Genomic DNA, 16,833 nt, shown 5'->3' with positions numbered 1-16,833 from the left:
CGTCAGTCCTGATACGTAGGGGCGGGTGGAGCGGGTACGGGGCCGAGGACGGTGAGATATTTCTGGTACAGCCCGACCCAGGTGCCGTCGTTGCGGATACGTTCCAGTGTGCCGTTGACGAAGCGGACCAGGTCGTCGTTGCCCTTGGTGATGCCGATGCCGTACGGCTCCTCGCTGATGCTGCCGCCGACCAGCTCGGTGTACGGGTCCTGCGCGGCCAGGCCGGCGAGCACGGCGTCGTCGGTGCTCACCGCGTCGACCTGGCGCTGTTGCAGCACAACCAGACAGTCGGCCCAGCTCGGCACGGTGAGGATGGTCGCGGCGGGCTGGTCGCGGCGCATGTGCTCCAGCGACGTGGTGCCCGAGACGATGCACACCCGTCGGCCCGCCAGATCGGCCAGGCTGCGGATCCCGGAGTTCTTCACCGCGAGCACCCGTTGGTTGGCGCGCAGATAGACGGTGGAGAACGTGACCTTCTCGCGGCGCTCGCAGTTGATCGTCATGGTCTTGGCGACCAGGTCGACGGTGCGGTTCTGCAACGCCGTCTCCCGCTCGGCGGAGCCGAGGCTGCGGAACTCGATCAGATCCGGGCTGCCGAGCAGATCGCGGGCCACTTCCCTGGCGATGTCGGCGTCGAAACCGACGATGGCGCCGGAGATCGGGTCACGGTAGCTGAACAGATTGCTGCCGGTGTCCAATCCGACGAGCAGCCTGCCGCGCGCCCGGATCGCGTCGATCGCCGCGCCGCGCGCGGCCGCGCCCGCTCCGGTCGGACGCAGGCTCGCGGTCGGGTCTCCACACCGCGACGTGCCCGGCGACGGCGGGACCGGCGAATCGGTGAGCACCGGAACGGCCCTGGCGGGCAACGGGGGATCGGTGTACTTCGGCGTCTTGCCCGACACCGGCGCGCCGGAATCGCTCGCACAGCCGCTCGCCAGCGTCACTACGACGAGAGTGGCCACCAGAATGCCGCGCGCGGATCTCATCGGTACTCCCGAAGCCGGGGCCAGATGCCCAGTCCGACATAGCCTGCCGCCAGTATGCCGAGCACCATCGCGCCCGCGCCCAGGAAGTCCAGGGTGCGGGCCGCACGGGAGATCCTGTCGCGCAGCGTGTCCCTGGTGGCGGCGATGCCTTGCTCCAGCGAACGGTCCAGCGCCTCCACCTGCACGGTGACGTCCGCCGAGCCAGGTCCGGTCGCCACCACGGCCGCGCTGTTGAAATCGCCCTTCGCCAGCGCGTCGTTCATGCGCTGGTGCGCCACCCGCCAGCGCGCCAGGGCAGGCACGGCATTGCGCATCTCGTTCGCCGCGGGCGCGGAGCCGGGATACTTGCCGATCAGATCGGCCAGCCGTTCGATGTCCGCGTCGTAGGTGCGGTCGTAGTCGCCGGTCGCGTCGCGGCGCACCAATTTCAAGGTCTCCGCGGCGCGCGCCTGCTGCACCAGGATGCGGCTCTCGGTCAACCGGGAGGAGGGCACCGCGCCGTCGTCGCGAGCGCTGATCATCGCCGCCGCCGACACCGAGCCCGCGATCACCGTCCACGCGAGCAGGATCAGCATGGCCGCCGACGCGAGCACCAGTCCCGGGTTGAGCACCCGCCGCCAGCGTCGCGCCAGATCGCGCTGGACCCAGACCAGCACGCCGAGGGTGAGCAGCAGCAGGCCGATCGCGGACCACGGCGGGCGCACGTGGTTGCGCTGCGCGGCGGTCACCGCCGCCGAGCGATGATTGTGCAGTTCCTCGGCCATCGGTAGCAGCGTCGTCTGCATCTGGTTGGAGGCCTCGCTCAAATACGCGGCGCCGACCGGATATCCGCTGCGATTGTTCGTCCGTGCGGTTTCCACCAGACCGGAGTACACCGGCAGGCCGGTGACTATGCCGGTGCGCAGCCGCGCATCCGGATCGGCCGCCGCGTCGGACTGGGTGACCAATTCCGCCGACGCTTCGCCCAGTGCCTGCGTGTAGCGATCCCGCACCGCCTGCGGCTCCAGCCCGCCGGAGATGAAGGCGGTGCTCGCCGCTGCGTCGGCGATCGACAGCGAAGTGTAGAGCCGGAGCGCGGAATGCGCGTCCGGTTCGGTGTCGCGCAGCAACACATCCAGGCCCTGCTGTCGGTCACCGACCGTCGCGGCGGTCATCGAGCCCGCGGCCAGGCACAACCCGATGAGCAGCAGCCCGAGCGCGATCAGCCGTCCCGGTGAGGAATTGGCGAACGAACGCAGATTGGTCAGGTCGAGACGTTCGCGCACCACCGCGACGCTCAGGCCGCCCGGATCGTCCCGACCGGCGGGCTCGGGCGCGGACGACGGCCGGAGTTCGGCCGTCGTCGGCTCGGAGCTAGCCATGTCCACCTCCCCAGTTTGGGCCGCGTACGCGGATTTCTCGACGGCTGGACCGGATATCCGATCGATCCGTGCGTGTTGGTGCGGAGTTTATTGTGGTCGTACGGGCGCCGCGGCGTGTGAAACACCCCCGATTGGGAGGAGACGGCGGTGAGGCGCTGCCCGCGGCTGGACGAGGATGGGTACGACATGCGTGGTGACGGTGACGGTTGGTCGCATGGCCCGGACGGATTGCGGCACTGGGGGCGCTTCGGCGCCGCCGGACTGCTGCTGCGCGCTCCGCTGGCCGATGGCGGTTCGGCGGTGCTGCTGCAACACCGCGCGCCGTGGAGTCATCAAGGCGGGACCTGGGCGTTGCCCGGCGGGGCGCGGGACAGTCACGAGACGCCCGTGCACGCGGCGGTCCGCGAGGCGTGGGAAGAGGCGGGCATCGATCCGGCCGACGTCCGGGTGCGCGGCGAGCGGGTGACAGCGTCGGCCCTGAGCGGCTGGACCTACACCACGGTCGTCGCCGACGCGGTGATGACGCTGCCGACCACCGGCAACCGCGAGAGCACCGAATTGGCCTGGGTTCCCGAGGACGACGTCGACGCCCGCCCGCTGCATCCCGGTTTCGCCGCGTCCTGGCCCACTCTGCGCGCCGCACCGGCGCGGGTGCTGCTCGCCGAACTCGGCGACGATCGAGCCGTCGCCGCCGCCCTGCCGCGCACGCTCGACCTCGCCGACCTCGGTTTCGTTTGGCTGCATTCGGATCCGGCCGGTCCGGGCGACTACGCCAGGATCGTCGACGAGCCGGGCGTGCAGGCCGCGGAGCCCGCGTCGAACGGGAACACGGCGGTGGAGACCGCGCTTTCCTTCACCCGCGGACAGGTGCTTTCCTGACCGCGGCGCTCACGCGTTCGCCAGCAGCGCCGTTTTCAGCTCACGCGCCGCGGCTTCCGGATCGCGTGCCTCGGTGATCGCGCGCACCACGACGACCCGCTTCGCCCCGGCTTCCAGCACCTGCGCCAGGTTCTCGGCGTTGATCCCGCCGATCGCGAACCAGGGCCGGGTGGGATGGGCGTCCGCGGTGGAGCGAACCAGTTCGGGGCCCGCCGCCTGCCTGCCGGGTTTGGTCGGGGTCGCCCAGATGGGGCCGGTGCAGAAGTAATCGATGTGCTCATCGATCGCGGCGAGCCCGGCCTGCGCGCGATTGTGCGTGGATCGTCCGATCACCACGTCGGGCCCGAGGATTCGGCGCGCGTACCAGGGCGGCAGGTCGCCTTGGCCGAGGTGCAGCACGTCGGCGGTGGCGGCGAGGGCGATGTCGGCGCGATCGTTCACCGCGACCAGCCCGCCGTGCCTGCGCGCGGCGGCCTTCAGTTCGGCCAGCGCGCCGAGCTCGGCCCTGGCCTCCAGCGGGCCGAACTCGGCCTCGCCCGGTGATCCTTTGTCCCTGAGCTGGATGATGTCGACTCCGCCTGCGAACGCGGCCTCGGCGAACTTGGCCAGATCGCCCTTCTCCCGGCGAGCGTCGGTGCACAGGTACAGCCGCGCGTTCGTCAGACGCTCCCGCGGCGAGGCGGGTCGATTGGGGTGGGAGGGTTGCACGCCTTCGACCGTAGCCGCGCTACCGTGGGATGCGAAACAGGAGGCAGGTGGATCGGATGCGGACTCTGGCCGTCGTCGGTGGCGGCGCCGTCGGGCTCGCCGTGGCCTGGCGGGCCGCCGAGGCCGGTTGGTCGGCCACCCTGTTCGATCCGGCTGTCGCCACCGGGGCCTCCTGGGTGGCCGGGGGCATGCTCGCACCGCTGTCGGAAGGCTGGCCCGGCGAGGATCGGGTGCTCGAATTCGGCGCAGCGTCGCTGGCCCGCTGGCCGGAATTCGCCGCCCGGCTGGCGGACGCGACCGGCGTCTCGGTTTTCGTGGCGGACGAGACCATGACCGTCGCGCTGGACGCGGCCGACGCGGCCGACCTGCGCACGGTGGCCGATTGGGTCGGCGGACGCGGGCACGATCTGCGCCTGCTGGACCGCGCCGGAGTGCGTGAGCGAGAACCCGGCCTGGCCAGGACGGTGCGCGCCGCGCTGCTCGCACCCGCCGAACCCGCGATCGACAACCGCAAGCTGGTCGCCGCGCTGCGGCAAGCCGCCGAGGCGGCCGGCGTGGTGGTGCGCGCCGAGTCCGTAGACTCGCTGACGGAACTTCCGCACGACCAAGTCGTGCTCGCCGCGGGAGCCGCGTCGGCGGCATTGTGGCCGGAGCTGCCGGTTCGCCCGGTCAAGGGCGAGATCCTGCGCCTGCGGCAACGGCCCGGCGTCGCGCCGGCGCCGCGCCGGGTGATCCGAGCCAGAGTGCACGGGCGCGCGGTCTACCTGGTGCCGCGCGCCGACGGAATCGTCGTCGGCGCCACGCAGTACGAGGCGGGTTTCGACACCGCGGTCACCGTCGCCGGCGTCCGCGACCTGATCGCCGACGCGGAGGCGGTGTTCCCCGGCATCGGCGAATACGAACTCGCCGAAGCGAGCGCCGGTTCCCGGCCGGGCAGCCCGGACAATCTGCCGTTGATCGGCCGGCTCACCGACCGGATCGTCGCGGCCACCGGGCACGGCCGCAACGGCATGCTGACCCTGCCGCTCACGGTGGACGCGGTGGCGAGCCTGCTCGGCGGGGCAATGCTGCCCGAAGCGGAAGTAGCCGACCCGCAACGCTTTTCGACGACTGTAGGAGGAATTCGATGACGCTGTCATCCGTCCCCATCGGTGTCACGGTGAACGGCGACGAGCACGAGTTCGCCGAGCCGCTCACCGTGCGCGAGTTGCTGGAGCGCCTCGGACTGCCGTGCCGGGGTGTCGCGCTCGCGGTGGACGGAGCCGTGTTCCCCAAGTCGCGCTGGGACGAACCGGTCGGGCGCGGCTGGCAGATCGAGGTGCTGACGGCGGTTCAAGGTGGCTGAGGCTGCGACGGAATCCGCGCGGGCCGACGCCCCGCTGCGGATCGCGGACCGGGAGTTCGGTTCCCGCCTGATCATGGGCACCGGCGGCGCGGAGAACCTCGCCGTGCTGGAGGAAGCGCTGATCGCCTCCGGCACCGAGTTGACCACCGTGGCCATGCGGCGCATCGACGCCGCGGGCGGCACTGGTGTGCTCGACCTGCTGAAACGTCTGGACATCGCGCCGCTGCCGAACACGGCGGGCTGTCGCACCGCGGCCGAGGCGGTGCTCACCGCGCAGCTGGCGCGTGAGGCGCTTGACACCAACTGGGTGAAGCTCGAGGTGGTCGCCGACGAGCGCACCCTGCTGCCGGACCCCGTCGAACTGCTCACCGCCGCGGAACAACTCGTCGACGACGGCTTCGTCGTGTTGCCCTACACCAACGACGACCCGGTCCTGGCTCGCCGTCTGGAGGAGACGGGTTGCGTGGCGGTGATGCCGCTGGGCGCGCCCATCGGCACCGGCCTCGGCATCGGCAACCCGCACAACATCGAGATGATCGTCGCCGACGCGAAGGTGCCGGTCATCCTGGACGCGGGCATCGGCACCGCGAGCGACGCCGCCCTCGCCATGGAACTCGGCTGCTCCGCGGTGTTGCTGGCCACCGCCGTCACCAGGGCGAAGCGCCCCGAGTTGATGGCTGCGGCGATGGCGGACGCGGTGCGCGCCGGATACACCGCGCGCCTGGCCGGGCGCATCCCGAAGCGCTTCTGGGCCCAGGCATCGTCTCCGGGGCTGTGAGGCGTCGGGCTCGAGTCCAGAGTCTCGGGATGTCGATGACGGCTTTCGGATTTCCTGAACAGGTGGCGACACGACGCATGTGGCGACACCACTCGACGGACGAGCCCGGTCAGCCGCGCTGGGGAGCGGCGGTCTCCGCAATACGAGAGCGAGGGTAGCCACGTCGGAGGTGCCGCGATCATTTGGCGGGACGCTGGTCACCCTGGGGCTCAGTCGATGACGAAAAGGGATTCGCGTCAAGCCGTATCGCGTGCTCGGCCCTCACTCCGTCGGCGACTGATGGCGGGCCAGTCGCCCCCGGATCCAGCCGTTGACGGAAGCGGGTCTCGCCACGTCGTAGCGGGGGGCCTGCCATCACTCGGTGGGCGAGTCCGGGCGCGCTGGGTTCGGGCCTCAGCCGTTGACGAAGGTGAGGTTCGTCGCGTCGTAGCGGTCGCCCGCCACTTGCTCCGGCGGGGCGGCGGCCTCGATGGCGGCGAGGTCGTCGGCGGACAGCTCGATGGTCAGCGCTGCGAGGTTCTCCTCCAGGTACCGTTGCCGCCTGGTGCCGGGAATCGGCACCACGTCCTCGCCCCGGTGCTGCACCCAGGCCAACGCGAGCTGGCCCGCGGTGACACCTTTCGCCGCGGCCAGCTCGTTCAGCTCGGCGACGATCGCCAGGTTCCGTTCGAGGTTGCCGTCGGCGAAGCGAGGCTGGCTGCGCCGCACGTCGTTGTCCGCCAGACCTTCCACCGAGTTGTACCGTCCGGTCAGGAATCCGCGCCCGAGCGGCGAGAAGGGGACCAGGCCGATGCCGAGTTCACGGCAGACCGGGAGGATCTCCGCCTCCAAATCGCGGGTCCACAACGACCACTCGCTCTGCAACGCGGCGATCGGATGCACCGCGTGCGCGCGCCGAATGGTGTCCGCGCCCGCCTCCGACAGCCCGAGGTGCCGGACCTTCCCGGCCTGTACCAGTTCGGCCATCGCGCCGACGGTCTCCTCGATCGGCACCTGCGGGTCCACCCGGTGCAGGTAGTAGAGGTCGATGTGGTCGACGCCCAGCCTGCGCAGCGATGCCTCGCATGCCTGTCGCACGTAGGCCGCGTCGCCGCGGATGTGCGTGGGCTCGCCCAAGCGGTTGGCGAAGCCGAATTTCGTGGCGAGCACCACCTCGTCTCGCCGCCCTGCGACGGCCCGCCCGATCAGCTCCTCGTTGTGCCCCGCGCCGTAGAAGTCGGCGGTGTCCAACAAAGTGACCCCCAGGTCGAGGGCATGGTGCAGCGTCGCGATCGACTGCTCGTCGTCCGCGGCGCCGTAGCCGTGACTCATACCCATGCACCCCAGGCCCTGCGCGGAAACCGTCAGCCCACCGAGCCGCCGACTCGAAATGTCGTTCATGCTGCTACCTCCTGCACTCGAATTCGTCGGCCCCGACGCTAGGTGCTGGAGCGCGCTCCATGTCAACCATTCCCGCGAGTGGCACATGGTCGAAGGTCTTCTCGCACTTCGCCGCAACCATGTGCCACTCGCGGCGCCTCAACGGCGCTCGTGGCGGGAGCGGGCGAGGTCGTAGGCGGTGCGGAGGAGGGTGCGGGTGGGCGCGGTGGTTCGGGGGCCGGGGTTGATGACTGCCAGCCAGGCGGCGGATGCGTAGACCGGGTGGGGGATCACCGTATCGGTTGCGCTCGGATTGTCGGGGGTGGAACGTTCGCGGGGAGTGTGGCCGGTCCAGTGGGTGAAGGCTTCTTTCCCGGCGGCGATGTTGACGCGGAACGCATCTGGGCGGTCCAAGTCCGAACTTTCGTCGCCGGGATAGTTCTTCGTCACGATCGTCGCGAAGGGCTGGGTCGCCTTCGGTATCACCCCGTCCGGTGAGTAGTAGAAGAAGGTATCGCCCCAGCTGATCTCCGGTGAGCCGTCGCCGGGGCCGGGGCTGAGGGTGAGGACTCCGTCGAGGGTGGAGACGAAGCCGATGATCTCGTCGATGGTCACGTATTCCAGCGTTTCATTAAGGTGCTTGTGGAGACTTCGAGCAGGAGACGCATGGCAAATGGCGTGACAAGTCGCAACTCCACGATGCGCACGGCTGATGTGGCGCTGCGGGTCGGGTACTCCGTGCAGCAGATCCGCAACCTCGAACGCGACGGTGTGCTGCCGACGGCGATACGCACTGCGACCGGCTACCGCAGGTACGGCGAGGTGCATGTGCGTTCCGCACTCGCCTATCGAGCGCTGGCGGCGGGCGTCGGCCCCGTCGAGGCCAAGCGCATCGTTCGCGCCGTCCACGAGGGACCGGTACCTCAGGTACTGGCTCTGCTCGACGCGGCACATGCCCGGCTGGACCGGGAACGCACCGATCTGGCACTCGCCAAGCGGGCGGCGGAGGTGATCTCCGCCGAGCCGATCGCCGACGCGCGCCCTTCGGATGCGATGAGCGTCGCCGAACTCGCTGCCGCGCTGGGCGTGCGCCCGTCGACACTGCGGCATTGGGACGCGGAGGGACTCGTCGTCCCGGATCGCGCGACCACGCAGCGCACGCGGCAGTACTCTCCCACCCAGGTCCGGGATGCCCGGATCGTCCATCAGCTCCGCAGAGCGGGGTACCGCGTCGACACGCTGAAGACCTTGATGTCCGACCTGCCGCGCGGCCACCGATCCGATGACGTCGAGGCGGCGCTGGCGGCTCGGGACGCGAGCATCGCGGCTCGATCTCGCGCCCTGCTCGACGCGGCCGCCGCGCTCGCCGCCGTGTTCGCCCTCGCGGTGTAAACGCCTGTGATCCTGCCGCTCCGAACATCGGCAGCGCTGCGCGATCCGAGTGCGATCCCCGGTTACATCGCTCCGCTGCTGCGCGTCGCCGAACTACTCGGCCGTTGAGACTTCGGCCTCGACCCTTAAGGGATCCTGTTTCCCGTCCTCATCCTCGAGGATGATCCAACTCGGCACTAATTACCGACGCGCGCGCCCGCGATTTGGGGAATGCTGGGCGGCATGATCGAGCTGAAAGGCCTCACCAAGCACTACGGGCAGACCGTAGCGGTGCAGGATCTGACCTTCACCGTTCGCCCCGGGCAGGTAACGGGGTTCCTCGGACCGAACGGCGCGGGCAAATCGACCACCATGCGCATGATCCTCGGCTTGGACAAGCCCACCGCGGGCACCGCCTTGATCAAAGGCAGGCCGTACCACGAGCTGGACCATCCGCTGCGCACCGTCGGGGCGCTGCTGGACGCCAAGTGGGTGCATCCGAACCGGTCGGCGCGGGCTCATCTGGAGTGGATGGCCGCCTCCAACGACATCGCCAAGTCCCGGGTGGAGGAGGTGCTGCGGCTGGTCGGCCTGTCCGAGGTGGCGGGCAAGTCGGCGGGCGGCTTCTCGCTCGGCATGTCGCAGCGGCTCGGCCTGGCCGGCGCGCTGCTGGGCGACCCGGAGGTGCTGCTGTTCGACGAGCCGGTGAACGGCCTCGATCCGGAGGGCATCCTGTGGATCCGCCGCTTCATGCAGCGGCTGGCCGCCGAGGGCCGTACGGTGCTGGTCTCCAGCCATCTGCTGTCGGAGATGGCGCAGACCGCCGAGCACCTGGTTGTGATCGGGCGCGGCAAGCTGATCTCGGATTCCACCACCCAGGAGTTCATCGAACGCGCCTCGGAGCAGACGGTCCGGGTGCGCAGCCCGCAGCTCGACCAGCTGCGCAGCGTGCTCACCTCCAACGGCATGACCGTCAGGGAGGACGGCGCGAGTGCCGACGGCCCCGCGCTCATGGTGGCGGGCGTCTCCAGTGACGCGGTGGGCAAGCTCGCGGGCGAGAACAGCATCACGCTGTTCGAGTTGGCCCCGCAGCGCGCGTCGCTGGAAGAGGCGTTCATGCGGATGACCGGCGGCGCGGTGGAGTACCACGGCGAAGGCTTCGATCAGGTGATGGGAGGTGCGCTCTGATGGGCGTGCTGGCAGCGGAACGAATCAAGCTCACCTCGACCAGGTCGCCCTGGTGGTGCTCGGCGATCGTCATCGCCCTCGCGCTGGGCATGGCCGCCTTGCTCGCCTCGGTGGCGCGCGCGTCCTACGGCAAGGAAGGCGCGATCGACCTGACGGTCTCCACCGCGGTGGCCGGGATCAGCGGTTTCGGCGTGATGGTCCTGATGATCATGGCCACCCTGACCGTGACCAGCGAATATCGCTTCGGCATCATCCGGACCACGTTCCAGGCGACGCCGCACCGGGCCAAGGTCATCCTGACCAAGGCCGGGCTGGTCAGCGTGTACGGCGCGCTGCTGACCATCGCCTTGGCCTTCGTCGCCTACGTGGTGGCGAAAGCGATCAGCGGGCCGGACGCGGGCGCGGCGCTCACGCTGTCCAGCGCGGCCGACTGGCGCGAGGTCTACTCCATCCCGATCTACGCGTTCCTGTGCGTCGTCCTCGCGGTCGGCGTCGGCGTGCTGGTGCGGCAATCCGCCGCCGCGATCTCGCTGATCGTGCTGTGGCCGCTGCTCATCGAGGGGCTGCTCGGTGCGTTCGGCAGCTTCGGGCGCAATGTCACCCCGTTCCTGCCGTTCGCGAACGCGAACCATTTCATGAGCGCCTTCCCGTCCACGGCCAACTGGCACTGGGGACCATGGGGCAGCCTGCTCTACTTCACCGTCTTCGTCGCGATCGTCTTCGTCGCGTCGCTGGTCGTGGTGAACCAGCGCGACGCTTGAGACGAGCTCCCTTGACGACCCGAGTCGCCTTCCCTCGCCACTCGGGTTGACGGTGCGCCGACCTTGTCGGGAGGTCCGGCGCTCCCCCCACCGCCCGTCACTGCCCGGCGGACGGTGCCCTGATCGGCCCGGTGCGAACCCTCGCGCCGGGCCGATCGTGCGTGTGAACATCGAGGAAACTATGCCCCTTGCCGGTTCCGAGACCCCTTCTCGCCCGGGTAGCCTCGGTGCAGCAACCAGCTCGTTATCCAATGCCGGGCCCGACGGTGTGCTCGCTGAGGTTCGCAGCGGAGGTGGCACATGGTGATGATCGGTAACCTGCCGACGTCGGATCGGCTGAGATACCCTCGGGGCGTGCATGAAACACCTTCCGGCGGCGCCGAGCCGGGGTCGGGGCCGGAGGCCGAGGGAGGGGTACCGCCCGAGGTGGTCATTCCGTTGGAGCCGTCCGATTCGGACGATGCTCCCCGCCGTTCCGGCGGGTTACGGCGTGGCCAGATATCCGCGCTGGTGAACGCGGCGAATCAGCGGGCGGACCTGATCGGCGTGCTGCGCAGGGCACGGCAGCAGCTGCCGGGTGATCCCGCTTTCGGCGACCCGCTGTCGGTTTCCGGGCCCGGCGGTGCGCGAGCGGTCGCGCGCGCGGCGGACAAACTGGTCGGCGACGCACCGAGCGCCGCTCGGGAGATCGGCTTCGGCGCCTTGCAGGTCTGGCAGGCCGCCCTGGAGCGGATGGGACGCGGCAAAGGTAGCCAAGAAGTAACTGTTATGTTCACCGATCTGGTGGCCTTCTCGCGCTGGTCGCTGTCGGCCGGTGACGAGGCCACCCTGGAACTGCTGCGCAAGGTGGCCAAGGCCATCGAGCCGCCGATCGCCGAGCGGGGCGGCCACGTGGTCAAGCGCATGGGCGACGGGGTCATGGCGGTGTTCCCTTCGGCCGACCGGGCGGTGCGCGCCGCCGTGACCGCCAAGCGCAACCTGGCCGACGTGCAGGTGCGCGGCTATACCCCGCAGATGCGGATCGGTTTGCACACCGGTTCTCCGCGTGAGATCGGGGGCGACTGGCTCGGGGTGGACGTCACCATCGCGGCCCGGGTCATGGAGGCGGGCGGCAACGGCAACACCATGCTGTCGGAGGCCACGCTCCTGGGGCTGCGGCCGGAGACGCTGGCGGAGCTGGGCTTGGCGGCCAAGCCGTATCGCCGCAGCTTCTTCGCGGCGCCACTCAACGGTGTCCCCGACGACCTGCGAATCTTCCGGTTGTCGAGGGGCTGAGCGGCTGCCTCTCCGCTCGATCTATCCGAGCCACCAGGCCAGCGCGCCGCCCGCCGCGAGGGCGGCGCAGACGGCGAGCGCGATGGACAGCGGCCGGGCCGTCCTCCAGGTGGTGTAAACGCCGCCGAGCAGGAAGCCCGCCAGGGCGAACAGAACGATCACGGTGACGTCGCTGGACACGGTGCCATCTTGCTCCAGCCCACTCGGTCTCCCGGTGGCCGGGGCGGCGGGGCGGCAATTAACAAGCACGCATGCTTGCTTTTTTCTGACCCCGGTGTGATGCTGGTCGCGGAACGCGGACTTCACGGGTGCGGCATGCGGCTCATCCTGACGGTTCGCCGTACAGGAGGCATTCCCGCTGATGAGTATGCTGGCCGCCGACCCGGACGTGCTCCGGATCGGCAACTGTTCCGGCTTCTACGGCGACCGGCTCGGCGCCATGCGCGAGATGCTGGAAGGGGGACAGCTCGACGTCCTCACCGGCGACTATCTCGCCGAACTCACCATGCTGATTCTCGGCCGGGACCGGATGAAGGACCCGGACCTCGGCTACGCCAAGACCTTCGTCAAGCAGATCGAGGACTGCCTCGGGCTGGCGCTCGAACGCAACGTGCGCATCGTGGCGAACGCGGGCGGCCTGAACCCGGCCGGTCTGGCGCAGCGTCTGCGCAAGGTTGCCGCCGACCTCGGATTGGACGCCAAGATCGCGCACGTCGAGGGTGACGATCTCCTCGCGCGCGCCGGTGATCTCGGCTTCGGCGCGCCGCTGACCGCCAACGCCTACCTCGGCGCGTGGGGCATCGTCGAATGCCTGAACGCGGGCGCGGACATCGTGGTCACCGGCCGGGTCACCGACGCTTCGGTGATCGTCGGCCCCGCCGCCGCGCACTTCGGCTGGAGCCGAACGGATTACGACCGCCTGGCCGGCGCGGTTGTGGCCGGGCACGTCATCGAGTGCGGCACCCAGGCCACCGGCGGCAACTACGCCTTCTTCACCGAGCTCGCCGATCTGGGCAGGCCGGGTTTCCCGATCGCGGAGATCCGCGCCGACGGCGGCAGCGTCATCACCAAACACGCGGGCACCGGCGGCGCGGTCACGGTCGACACGGTCGAGGCCCAGCTCATGTACGAGATCCAGGGAGCGCGCTATGCCGGGCCCGACGTCACCTCCCGCCTGGACACCATCCGGCTCGACCAGGACGGCCCGGACCGGGTGCGGATCAGCGGCGTCACCGGTGAGGCCCCGCCGCCCCGGCTCAAGGTCTCGCTGAACACCATCGGCGGCTTCCGCAACGAGATGGAATTCGTGCTCACCGGTCTGGACATCGAAGCGAAAGCGGAACTGGCGCAACGGCAACTGGAGTCCTGGCTGCCGAGCCGACCGTCCGAGCTGACCTGGACCTTGGCCCGCCTGGACCGCCCGGACGCCGACACCGAGGAGCAGGCCAGCGCACTGCTGCGCTGCGTGGTGCGCGACCCGGACCCGAACAAGGTCGGGCGCGCCTTCTCCAACGTCGCGGTGGAGCTGGCGCTGGCCAGCTATCCGGGGTGCAGCTTCACCACCTTGCCGGGCAACGGTTCCCCTTACGGCGTGTTCACGCCCGGGTTCGTCGACGCCGCCGAAGTGCCGCACACGGCGGTGCTGCCCGACGGCGCCCGCGTCGAGATCGCCCCGGCGACGGAGACGGCCGAACTCGCCGCCGTCGACGAGCCGCCCGCTCCGGAACCGCTGCCCGCCGGGGAAACGCGCCGCGTGCCGCTGGGAACCGTCGCGCTGGCACGCAGCGGTGACAAAGGCGGTGACGCGAATATCGGTGTGTGGGTGCGCACCGACGAGCAATGGCGCTGGCTGGTGCACACGCTCACCGTGGAGCGCATCAAAGAACTACTCCCGGAAGTGGTTTCGCTGACCGTCACCCGGCATGTCCTGCCCAATCTGCGGGCGCTGAACTTCATCATCGAAGGCCTGCTCGGCCAGGGCGTGGCCTATCAGGCCCGCTTCGACCCGCAGGCCAAGGGACTCGGCGAATGGCTGCGGTCTCGTCACCTCGACATTCCAGTGGAGCTGCTGACATGACGAAACTCTGGGAAACGCCGGAACGACGCGAATTGCGATCCACGGTGCGCGGATTCGTGGAACGCGAGATCCTGCCGTACCTGGACGGCTGGGAGCGCGCCGGTGAGATCCCGCGCGAACTGCACAAGAAGGCGGGCGCGCTCGGCCTGCTCGGCGTGCAGTTCCCGGAATCCGCGGGTGGTTCCGGCGGCGACGGCGTTGACGCGATGATCGTCTGCGAGGAGATGCACCAGGCCGGTGCGTCCGGCGGGTTGTTCGCCTCCCTGTTCACCTGCGGCATCTCCGTGCCGCACATCATCGCCTCGGGCAACGCCGACCAGATCGAGCGCTGGGTGAAGCCGACGCTGGCGGGCGAGAGGATCGGATCGCTCGCGATCACCGAGCCCGGCGGCGGCTCCGACGTCGGGCACCTCACCACCACCGCGCGCCGCGACGGCGACCACTACATCGTCAACGGCGCCAAGACCTACATCACCTCCGGCGTCCGCGCCGACTTCGTGGTCACCGCGGTGCGCACCGGCGGGCCTGGCTCCGGCGGCATCTCGCTGCTCATCGTCGACAAGGACACGCCGGGCTTCACGGTCAGCCGCAAGCTGGACAAGATGGGCTGGCTGGCCTCCGACACCGCCGAACTGTCCTACGTCGACGTCCGGGTGCCGGTGGAGAACCTGGTCGGCCCGGAGAACTCCGGCTTCTACCAGATCGCGGGCGCGTTCGTCAGCGAGCGCGTCGGGCTGGCGGTGCAGGCGTATTCCAGCGCGCAGCGTTGCCTGGAACTGACGCTGGAGTGGGTGCGCAATCGCGAGACCTTCGGCCGCCCGCTGATCAGCAGGCAGGCGGTGCAGAACACGGTCACCGAGATGGCGCGTCGGATCGATGTGGCCCGCGTCTACACCCGGGATGTGGTGCAGCGCAGCGCCGAAGGCGAGACCGACCTGATCGCCGAGGTGTGTTTCGCGAAGAACACCGCGGTGGAAGCGGGCGAGTGGGTGGCCAACCAGGCCGTCCAGTTGTTCGGCGGCCTCGGTTACATGCGCGAATCCGAGATCGAGCGCCAGTACCGGGATATGCGCATCCTCGGCATCGGCGGCGGCACTACCGAAATACTGACCGGACTGGCGGCGAAGCGATTGGGGTACCAGTCATGACCATTCTGCGCAGCACCTTGGACACCGCCGCGCCCGAGTACGAGGCGGCCGCGGAGGCGATGACGGCCAAGCTCGCCGAGGTCGACGCGGAGTTCGCCAAGGCCATCGCGGGCGGTGGGCCGGACAAGCTGGCGCGGCATCGCAAGCGCGGCAAGCTGACCGCGCGCGAGCGCATCGAACTGCTCGTCGACGAGGACTCGCCGTTCCTGGAGTTGTGCCCGCTGGCGGGCTGGGGCAGCGAATTCCACGTCGGCGGCAGCACCATCGCGGGCATCGGCATCGTGGAGGGCGTCGAGTGCATGATCGTCGCGCCCGATCCGACCGTGCGCGGCGGCACCTCGAACCCGTGGACGCTGCGCAAGACGTTGCGGATCAACGACATCGTGCGGGAGAACCGGCTGCCGGTGATCTCGCTGGTGGAATCCGGCGGCGCGGATCTGCCCACACAGAAGGAGGTCTTCGTCCCCGGCGGCCGGATGTTCCGCGACCTCACCCAGGCGTCGGCGGCGGGTATCCCGACCATCGCGCTGGTGTTCGGCAACTCCACCGCGGGCGGCGCGTACATACCAGGCATGTCCGATCACGTGGTGATGATCAAGGAGCGCTCCAAGGTGTTCCTCGGCGGTCCGCCGCTGGTCAAGATGGCCACCGGTGAGGAATCCGACGACGAATCCCTCGGCGGAGCGGACATGCACGCGCGGATCTCCGGCCTGGCGGATTACTACGCCGTGGACGAGCAGGACGCGATCCGCATCGGCCGCTCCATCGTCAAGCGGCTGAACTGGCGCAAGCAGGGGCCCGCCCCGCGCGCCGAGGTGATCGAACCGCTCTACGACCCGGAGGATCTGCTCGGCATCGTGCCGTCGGATCTGAAGATCCCGTTCGATCCGCGCGAGGTGATCGCCCGCATCGTGGACGGCTCGGATTTCGACGAGTTCAAGCCGCTCTACGGCAGCAGCCTTGTCACCGGATGGGCCGAGCTGCACGGTTACCCGGTCGGCATCCTGGCCAACGCGCGCGGTGTGCTGTTCTCCGAAGAATCGCAGAAGGCCACGCAGTTCATCCAGCTGGCCAACAAGTCGAACACCCCGCTGCTGTTCCTGCACAACACCACCGGCTACATGGTCGGCAAGGAGTACGAGCAGAAGGGCATCATCAAGCACGGCGCGATGATGATCAACGCCGTCTCCAATTCGAAGGTGCCGCACATCTCGGTGCTGATGGGCGCGTCCTACGGCGCGGGCCACTACGGCATGTGCGGCCGGGCCTATGACCCGCGCTTCGTCTTCGCCTGGCCCAGTGCGAAATCCGCCGTCATGGGCGGTGCGCAGCTGGCGGGCGTCATCTCGATCGTCGGCCGTGCCGCCGCAGAGGCGAAGGGCCTGCCGTTCGACGAGGAGGCCGACGCCGGGATGCGCGCCATGGTGGAGGCGCAGATCGAGGCCGAATCGCTGGCGATGTTCATGTCCGGGCGGCTCTACGACGACGGCGTCATCGACCCGCGCGACACCCGCACCGTGTTGGGAATGTCCCTGTCGGCCATTCACAACGCCCCGATCAAAGGCGCCGACGGCTTCGGCGTCTTCCGAATGTGAGG

At 69.6% G+C, this 16,833-nt stretch carries 17 protein-coding genes; 11 read left to right on the top strand and 6 right to left on the bottom strand.

The features are described from left to right. Positions 1 to 2: 2 nt before the first annotated feature. Together ACFV2O_RS00560 and ACFV2O_RS00555 are read right to left on the bottom strand one after the other, a co-directional pair. On the bottom strand, positions 3 to 986 hold the full coding sequence (locus tag ACFV2O_RS00560; protein ID WP_379249134.1) for a glutamate ABC transporter substrate-binding protein: 984 nt from the start codon (positions 984 to 986) through the stop codon (positions 3 to 5). Then, complete coding sequence (locus ACFV2O_RS00555) at positions 983 to 2,347, bottom strand: hypothetical protein (RefSeq protein WP_379249132.1); 1,365 nt, start codon at positions 2,345 to 2,347, stop codon at positions 983 to 985. Before ACFV2O_RS00555 ends, ACFV2O_RS00560 begins: the two co-directional genes overlap by 4 nt. Before the next feature lie 186 nt (positions 2,348 to 2,533). Between ACFV2O_RS00555 and ACFV2O_RS00550 the strand changes: the two genes are divergently transcribed. Then, positions 2,534 to 3,226, top strand: a complete 693-nt coding sequence (locus ACFV2O_RS00550) for an NUDIX domain-containing protein (RefSeq protein ID WP_379250084.1) — start codon at positions 2,534 to 2,536, stop codon at positions 3,224 to 3,226. Between the two features lie 9 nt (positions 3,227 to 3,235). On the opposite strand, the gene thiE is transcribed toward ACFV2O_RS00550, so the two are convergent. Further along, a complete protein-coding gene (gene thiE / locus ACFV2O_RS00545) occupies positions 3,236 to 3,934 on the bottom strand; it encodes a thiamine phosphate synthase (protein WP_355071580.1) in 699 nt (232 codons plus the stop codon). Positions 3,935 to 3,990: 56 nt separating this feature from the next. On the opposite strand from thiE, the gene thiO reads away from it, so the two are divergent. From thiO to ACFV2O_RS00530, 3 genes are read left to right on the top strand one after another with little or no spacing between them, the layout of a single operon-like run. Further along, on the top strand, positions 3,991 to 5,064 hold the full coding sequence (gene thiO / locus ACFV2O_RS00540) for a glycine oxidase ThiO (RefSeq protein WP_379249130.1): 1,074 nt from the start codon (positions 3,991 to 3,993) through the stop codon (positions 5,062 to 5,064). Then, a complete protein-coding gene (thiS, locus tag ACFV2O_RS00535; RefSeq protein WP_355071584.1) occupies positions 5,061 to 5,279 on the top strand; it encodes a sulfur carrier protein ThiS in 219 nt (72 codons plus the stop codon). The genes thiO and thiS overlap by 4 nt, the downstream gene beginning before the upstream one ends. Beyond that, positions 5,272 to 6,057, top strand: a complete 786-nt coding sequence (locus ACFV2O_RS00530) for a thiazole synthase (RefSeq protein ID WP_379249128.1) — start codon at positions 5,272 to 5,274, stop codon at positions 6,055 to 6,057. The genes thiS and ACFV2O_RS00530 overlap by 8 nt, the downstream gene beginning before the upstream one ends. A 393-nt stretch (positions 6,058 to 6,450) precedes the next feature. Here the strand turns inward: ACFV2O_RS00530 and ACFV2O_RS00525 are convergent, their stop codons facing one another. Both ACFV2O_RS00525 and ACFV2O_RS00520 read right to left on the bottom strand, forming a co-directional pair. Continuing rightward, the gene (locus ACFV2O_RS00525) at positions 6,451 to 7,437 is read right to left on the bottom strand and encodes an aldo/keto reductase (protein ID WP_379249126.1); all 987 of its coding nucleotides are present in this window, start codon (positions 7,435 to 7,437) and stop codon (positions 6,451 to 6,453) included. Positions 7,438 to 7,575: 138 nt separating this feature from the next. Next, positions 7,576 to 8,031, bottom strand: coding sequence for a DUF6194 family protein (locus ACFV2O_RS00520; RefSeq protein WP_364424621.1), 456 nt, complete (start codon positions 8,029 to 8,031; stop codon positions 7,576 to 7,578). An 84-nt stretch (positions 8,032 to 8,115) separates the two neighbouring features. On the opposite strand from ACFV2O_RS00520, the gene ACFV2O_RS00515 reads away from it, so the two are divergent. The 4 genes from ACFV2O_RS00515 to ACFV2O_RS00500 all read left to right on the top strand — a co-directional run bounded on the left by ACFV2O_RS00515 (position 8,116) and on the right by ACFV2O_RS00500 (position 12,011). Further along, positions 8,116 to 8,808: a MerR family transcriptional regulator gene (locus tag ACFV2O_RS00515; protein ID WP_379250082.1), complete on the top strand. Its 693-nt coding sequence runs from the start codon at positions 8,116 to 8,118 to the stop codon at positions 8,806 to 8,808. A 222-nt stretch (positions 8,809 to 9,030) separates the two neighbouring features. Beyond that, positions 9,031 to 9,975, top strand: coding sequence for an ATP-binding cassette domain-containing protein (locus ACFV2O_RS00510; RefSeq protein ID WP_364424617.1), 945 nt, complete (start codon positions 9,031 to 9,033; stop codon positions 9,973 to 9,975). Further along, complete coding sequence (locus ACFV2O_RS00505) at positions 9,975 to 10,736, top strand: ABC transporter permease (protein ID WP_379249124.1); 762 nt, start codon at positions 9,975 to 9,977, stop codon at positions 10,734 to 10,736. Before ACFV2O_RS00510 ends, ACFV2O_RS00505 begins: the two co-directional genes overlap by 1 nt. Positions 10,737 to 11,090: 354 nt before the next feature. Further along, entirely contained in the window at positions 11,091 to 12,011 is a 921-nt protein-coding gene (locus ACFV2O_RS00500; protein WP_379249122.1) for an adenylate/guanylate cyclase domain-containing protein, read from the top strand. A gap of 21 nt (positions 12,012 to 12,032) precedes the next feature. Here the strand turns inward: ACFV2O_RS00500 and ACFV2O_RS00495 are convergent, their stop codons facing one another. Further along, positions 12,033 to 12,191, bottom strand: a complete 159-nt coding sequence (locus tag ACFV2O_RS00495; RefSeq protein ID WP_356962800.1) for a hypothetical protein — start codon at positions 12,189 to 12,191, stop codon at positions 12,033 to 12,035. A 181-nt stretch (positions 12,192 to 12,372) separates the two neighbouring features. On the opposite strand from ACFV2O_RS00495, the gene ACFV2O_RS00490 reads away from it, so the two are divergent. From ACFV2O_RS00490 to ACFV2O_RS00480, 3 genes are read left to right on the top strand one after another with little or no spacing between them, the layout of a single operon-like run. Then, the gene (locus ACFV2O_RS00490; protein ID WP_379249120.1) at positions 12,373 to 14,088 is read left to right on the top strand and encodes an acyclic terpene utilization AtuA family protein; all 1,716 of its coding nucleotides are present in this window, start codon (positions 12,373 to 12,375) and stop codon (positions 14,086 to 14,088) included. Beyond that, positions 14,085 to 15,236 carry an acyl-CoA dehydrogenase family protein gene (locus ACFV2O_RS00485; RefSeq protein WP_379249118.1) on the top strand — a complete coding sequence of 384 codons (1,152 nt, stop codon included), beginning with the start codon at positions 14,085 to 14,087 and terminating at the stop codon, positions 15,234 to 15,236. The genes ACFV2O_RS00490 and ACFV2O_RS00485 overlap by 4 nt, the downstream gene beginning before the upstream one ends. Further along, positions 15,233 to 16,831 carry a carboxyl transferase domain-containing protein gene (locus ACFV2O_RS00480; protein WP_355071600.1) on the top strand — a complete coding sequence of 533 codons (1,599 nt, stop codon included), beginning with the start codon at positions 15,233 to 15,235 and terminating at the stop codon, positions 16,829 to 16,831. Before ACFV2O_RS00485 ends, ACFV2O_RS00480 begins: the two co-directional genes overlap by 4 nt. The last annotated feature ends 2 nt before the right edge of the window (positions 16,832 to 16,833 follow it).

Source organism: Nocardia sp. NPDC059691 (assembly GCF_042733915.1).
GTDB classification, from domain to species: domain Bacteria; phylum Actinomycetota; class Actinomycetes; order Mycobacteriales; family Mycobacteriaceae; genus Nocardia; species Nocardia sichangensis.
Note: the sequence above shows the minus strand (reverse complement) of the source record. Positions and strands in the feature narration are given on the sequence as shown.

Bases quoted from the DNA above. Each gene is read 5' to 3' on its own strand.
- ACFV2O_RS00560 (WP_379249134.1), bottom strand. From the start codon at position 986: ATGAGATCCGCGCGCGGCATTCTGGTGGCCACTCTCGTCGTAGTGACG.
- ACFV2O_RS00555 (WP_379249132.1), bottom strand. From the start codon at position 2,347: ATGGCTAGCTCCGAGCCGACGACGGCCGAACTCCGGCCGTCGTCCGCG.
- ACFV2O_RS00550 (WP_379250084.1), top strand. From the start codon at position 2,534: ATGCGTGGTGACGGTGACGGTTGGTCGCATGGCCCGGACGGATTGCGG.
- thiO (WP_379249130.1), top strand. From the start codon at position 3,991: ATGCGGACTCTGGCCGTCGTCGGTGGCGGCGCCGTCGGGCTCGCCGTG.
- thiS (WP_355071584.1), top strand. From the start codon at position 5,061: ATGACGCTGTCATCCGTCCCCATCGGTGTCACGGTGAACGGCGACGAG.
- ACFV2O_RS00525 (WP_379249126.1), bottom strand. From the start codon at position 7,437: ATGAACGACATTTCGAGTCGGCGGCTCGGTGGGCTGACGGTTTCCGCG.
- ACFV2O_RS00515 (WP_379250082.1), top strand. From the start codon at position 8,116: ATGCGCACGGCTGATGTGGCGCTGCGGGTCGGGTACTCCGTGCAGCAG.
- ACFV2O_RS00510 (WP_364424617.1), top strand. From the start codon at position 9,031: ATGATCGAGCTGAAAGGCCTCACCAAGCACTACGGGCAGACCGTAGCG.
- ACFV2O_RS00505 (WP_379249124.1), top strand. From the start codon at position 9,975: ATGGGCGTGCTGGCAGCGGAACGAATCAAGCTCACCTCGACCAGGTCG.
- ACFV2O_RS00490 (WP_379249120.1), top strand. From the start codon at position 12,373: ATGAGTATGCTGGCCGCCGACCCGGACGTGCTCCGGATCGGCAACTGT.
- ACFV2O_RS00485 (WP_379249118.1), top strand. From the start codon at position 14,085: ATGACGAAACTCTGGGAAACGCCGGAACGACGCGAATTGCGATCCACG.
- ACFV2O_RS00480 (WP_355071600.1), top strand. From the start codon at position 15,233: ATGACCATTCTGCGCAGCACCTTGGACACCGCCGCGCCCGAGTACGAG.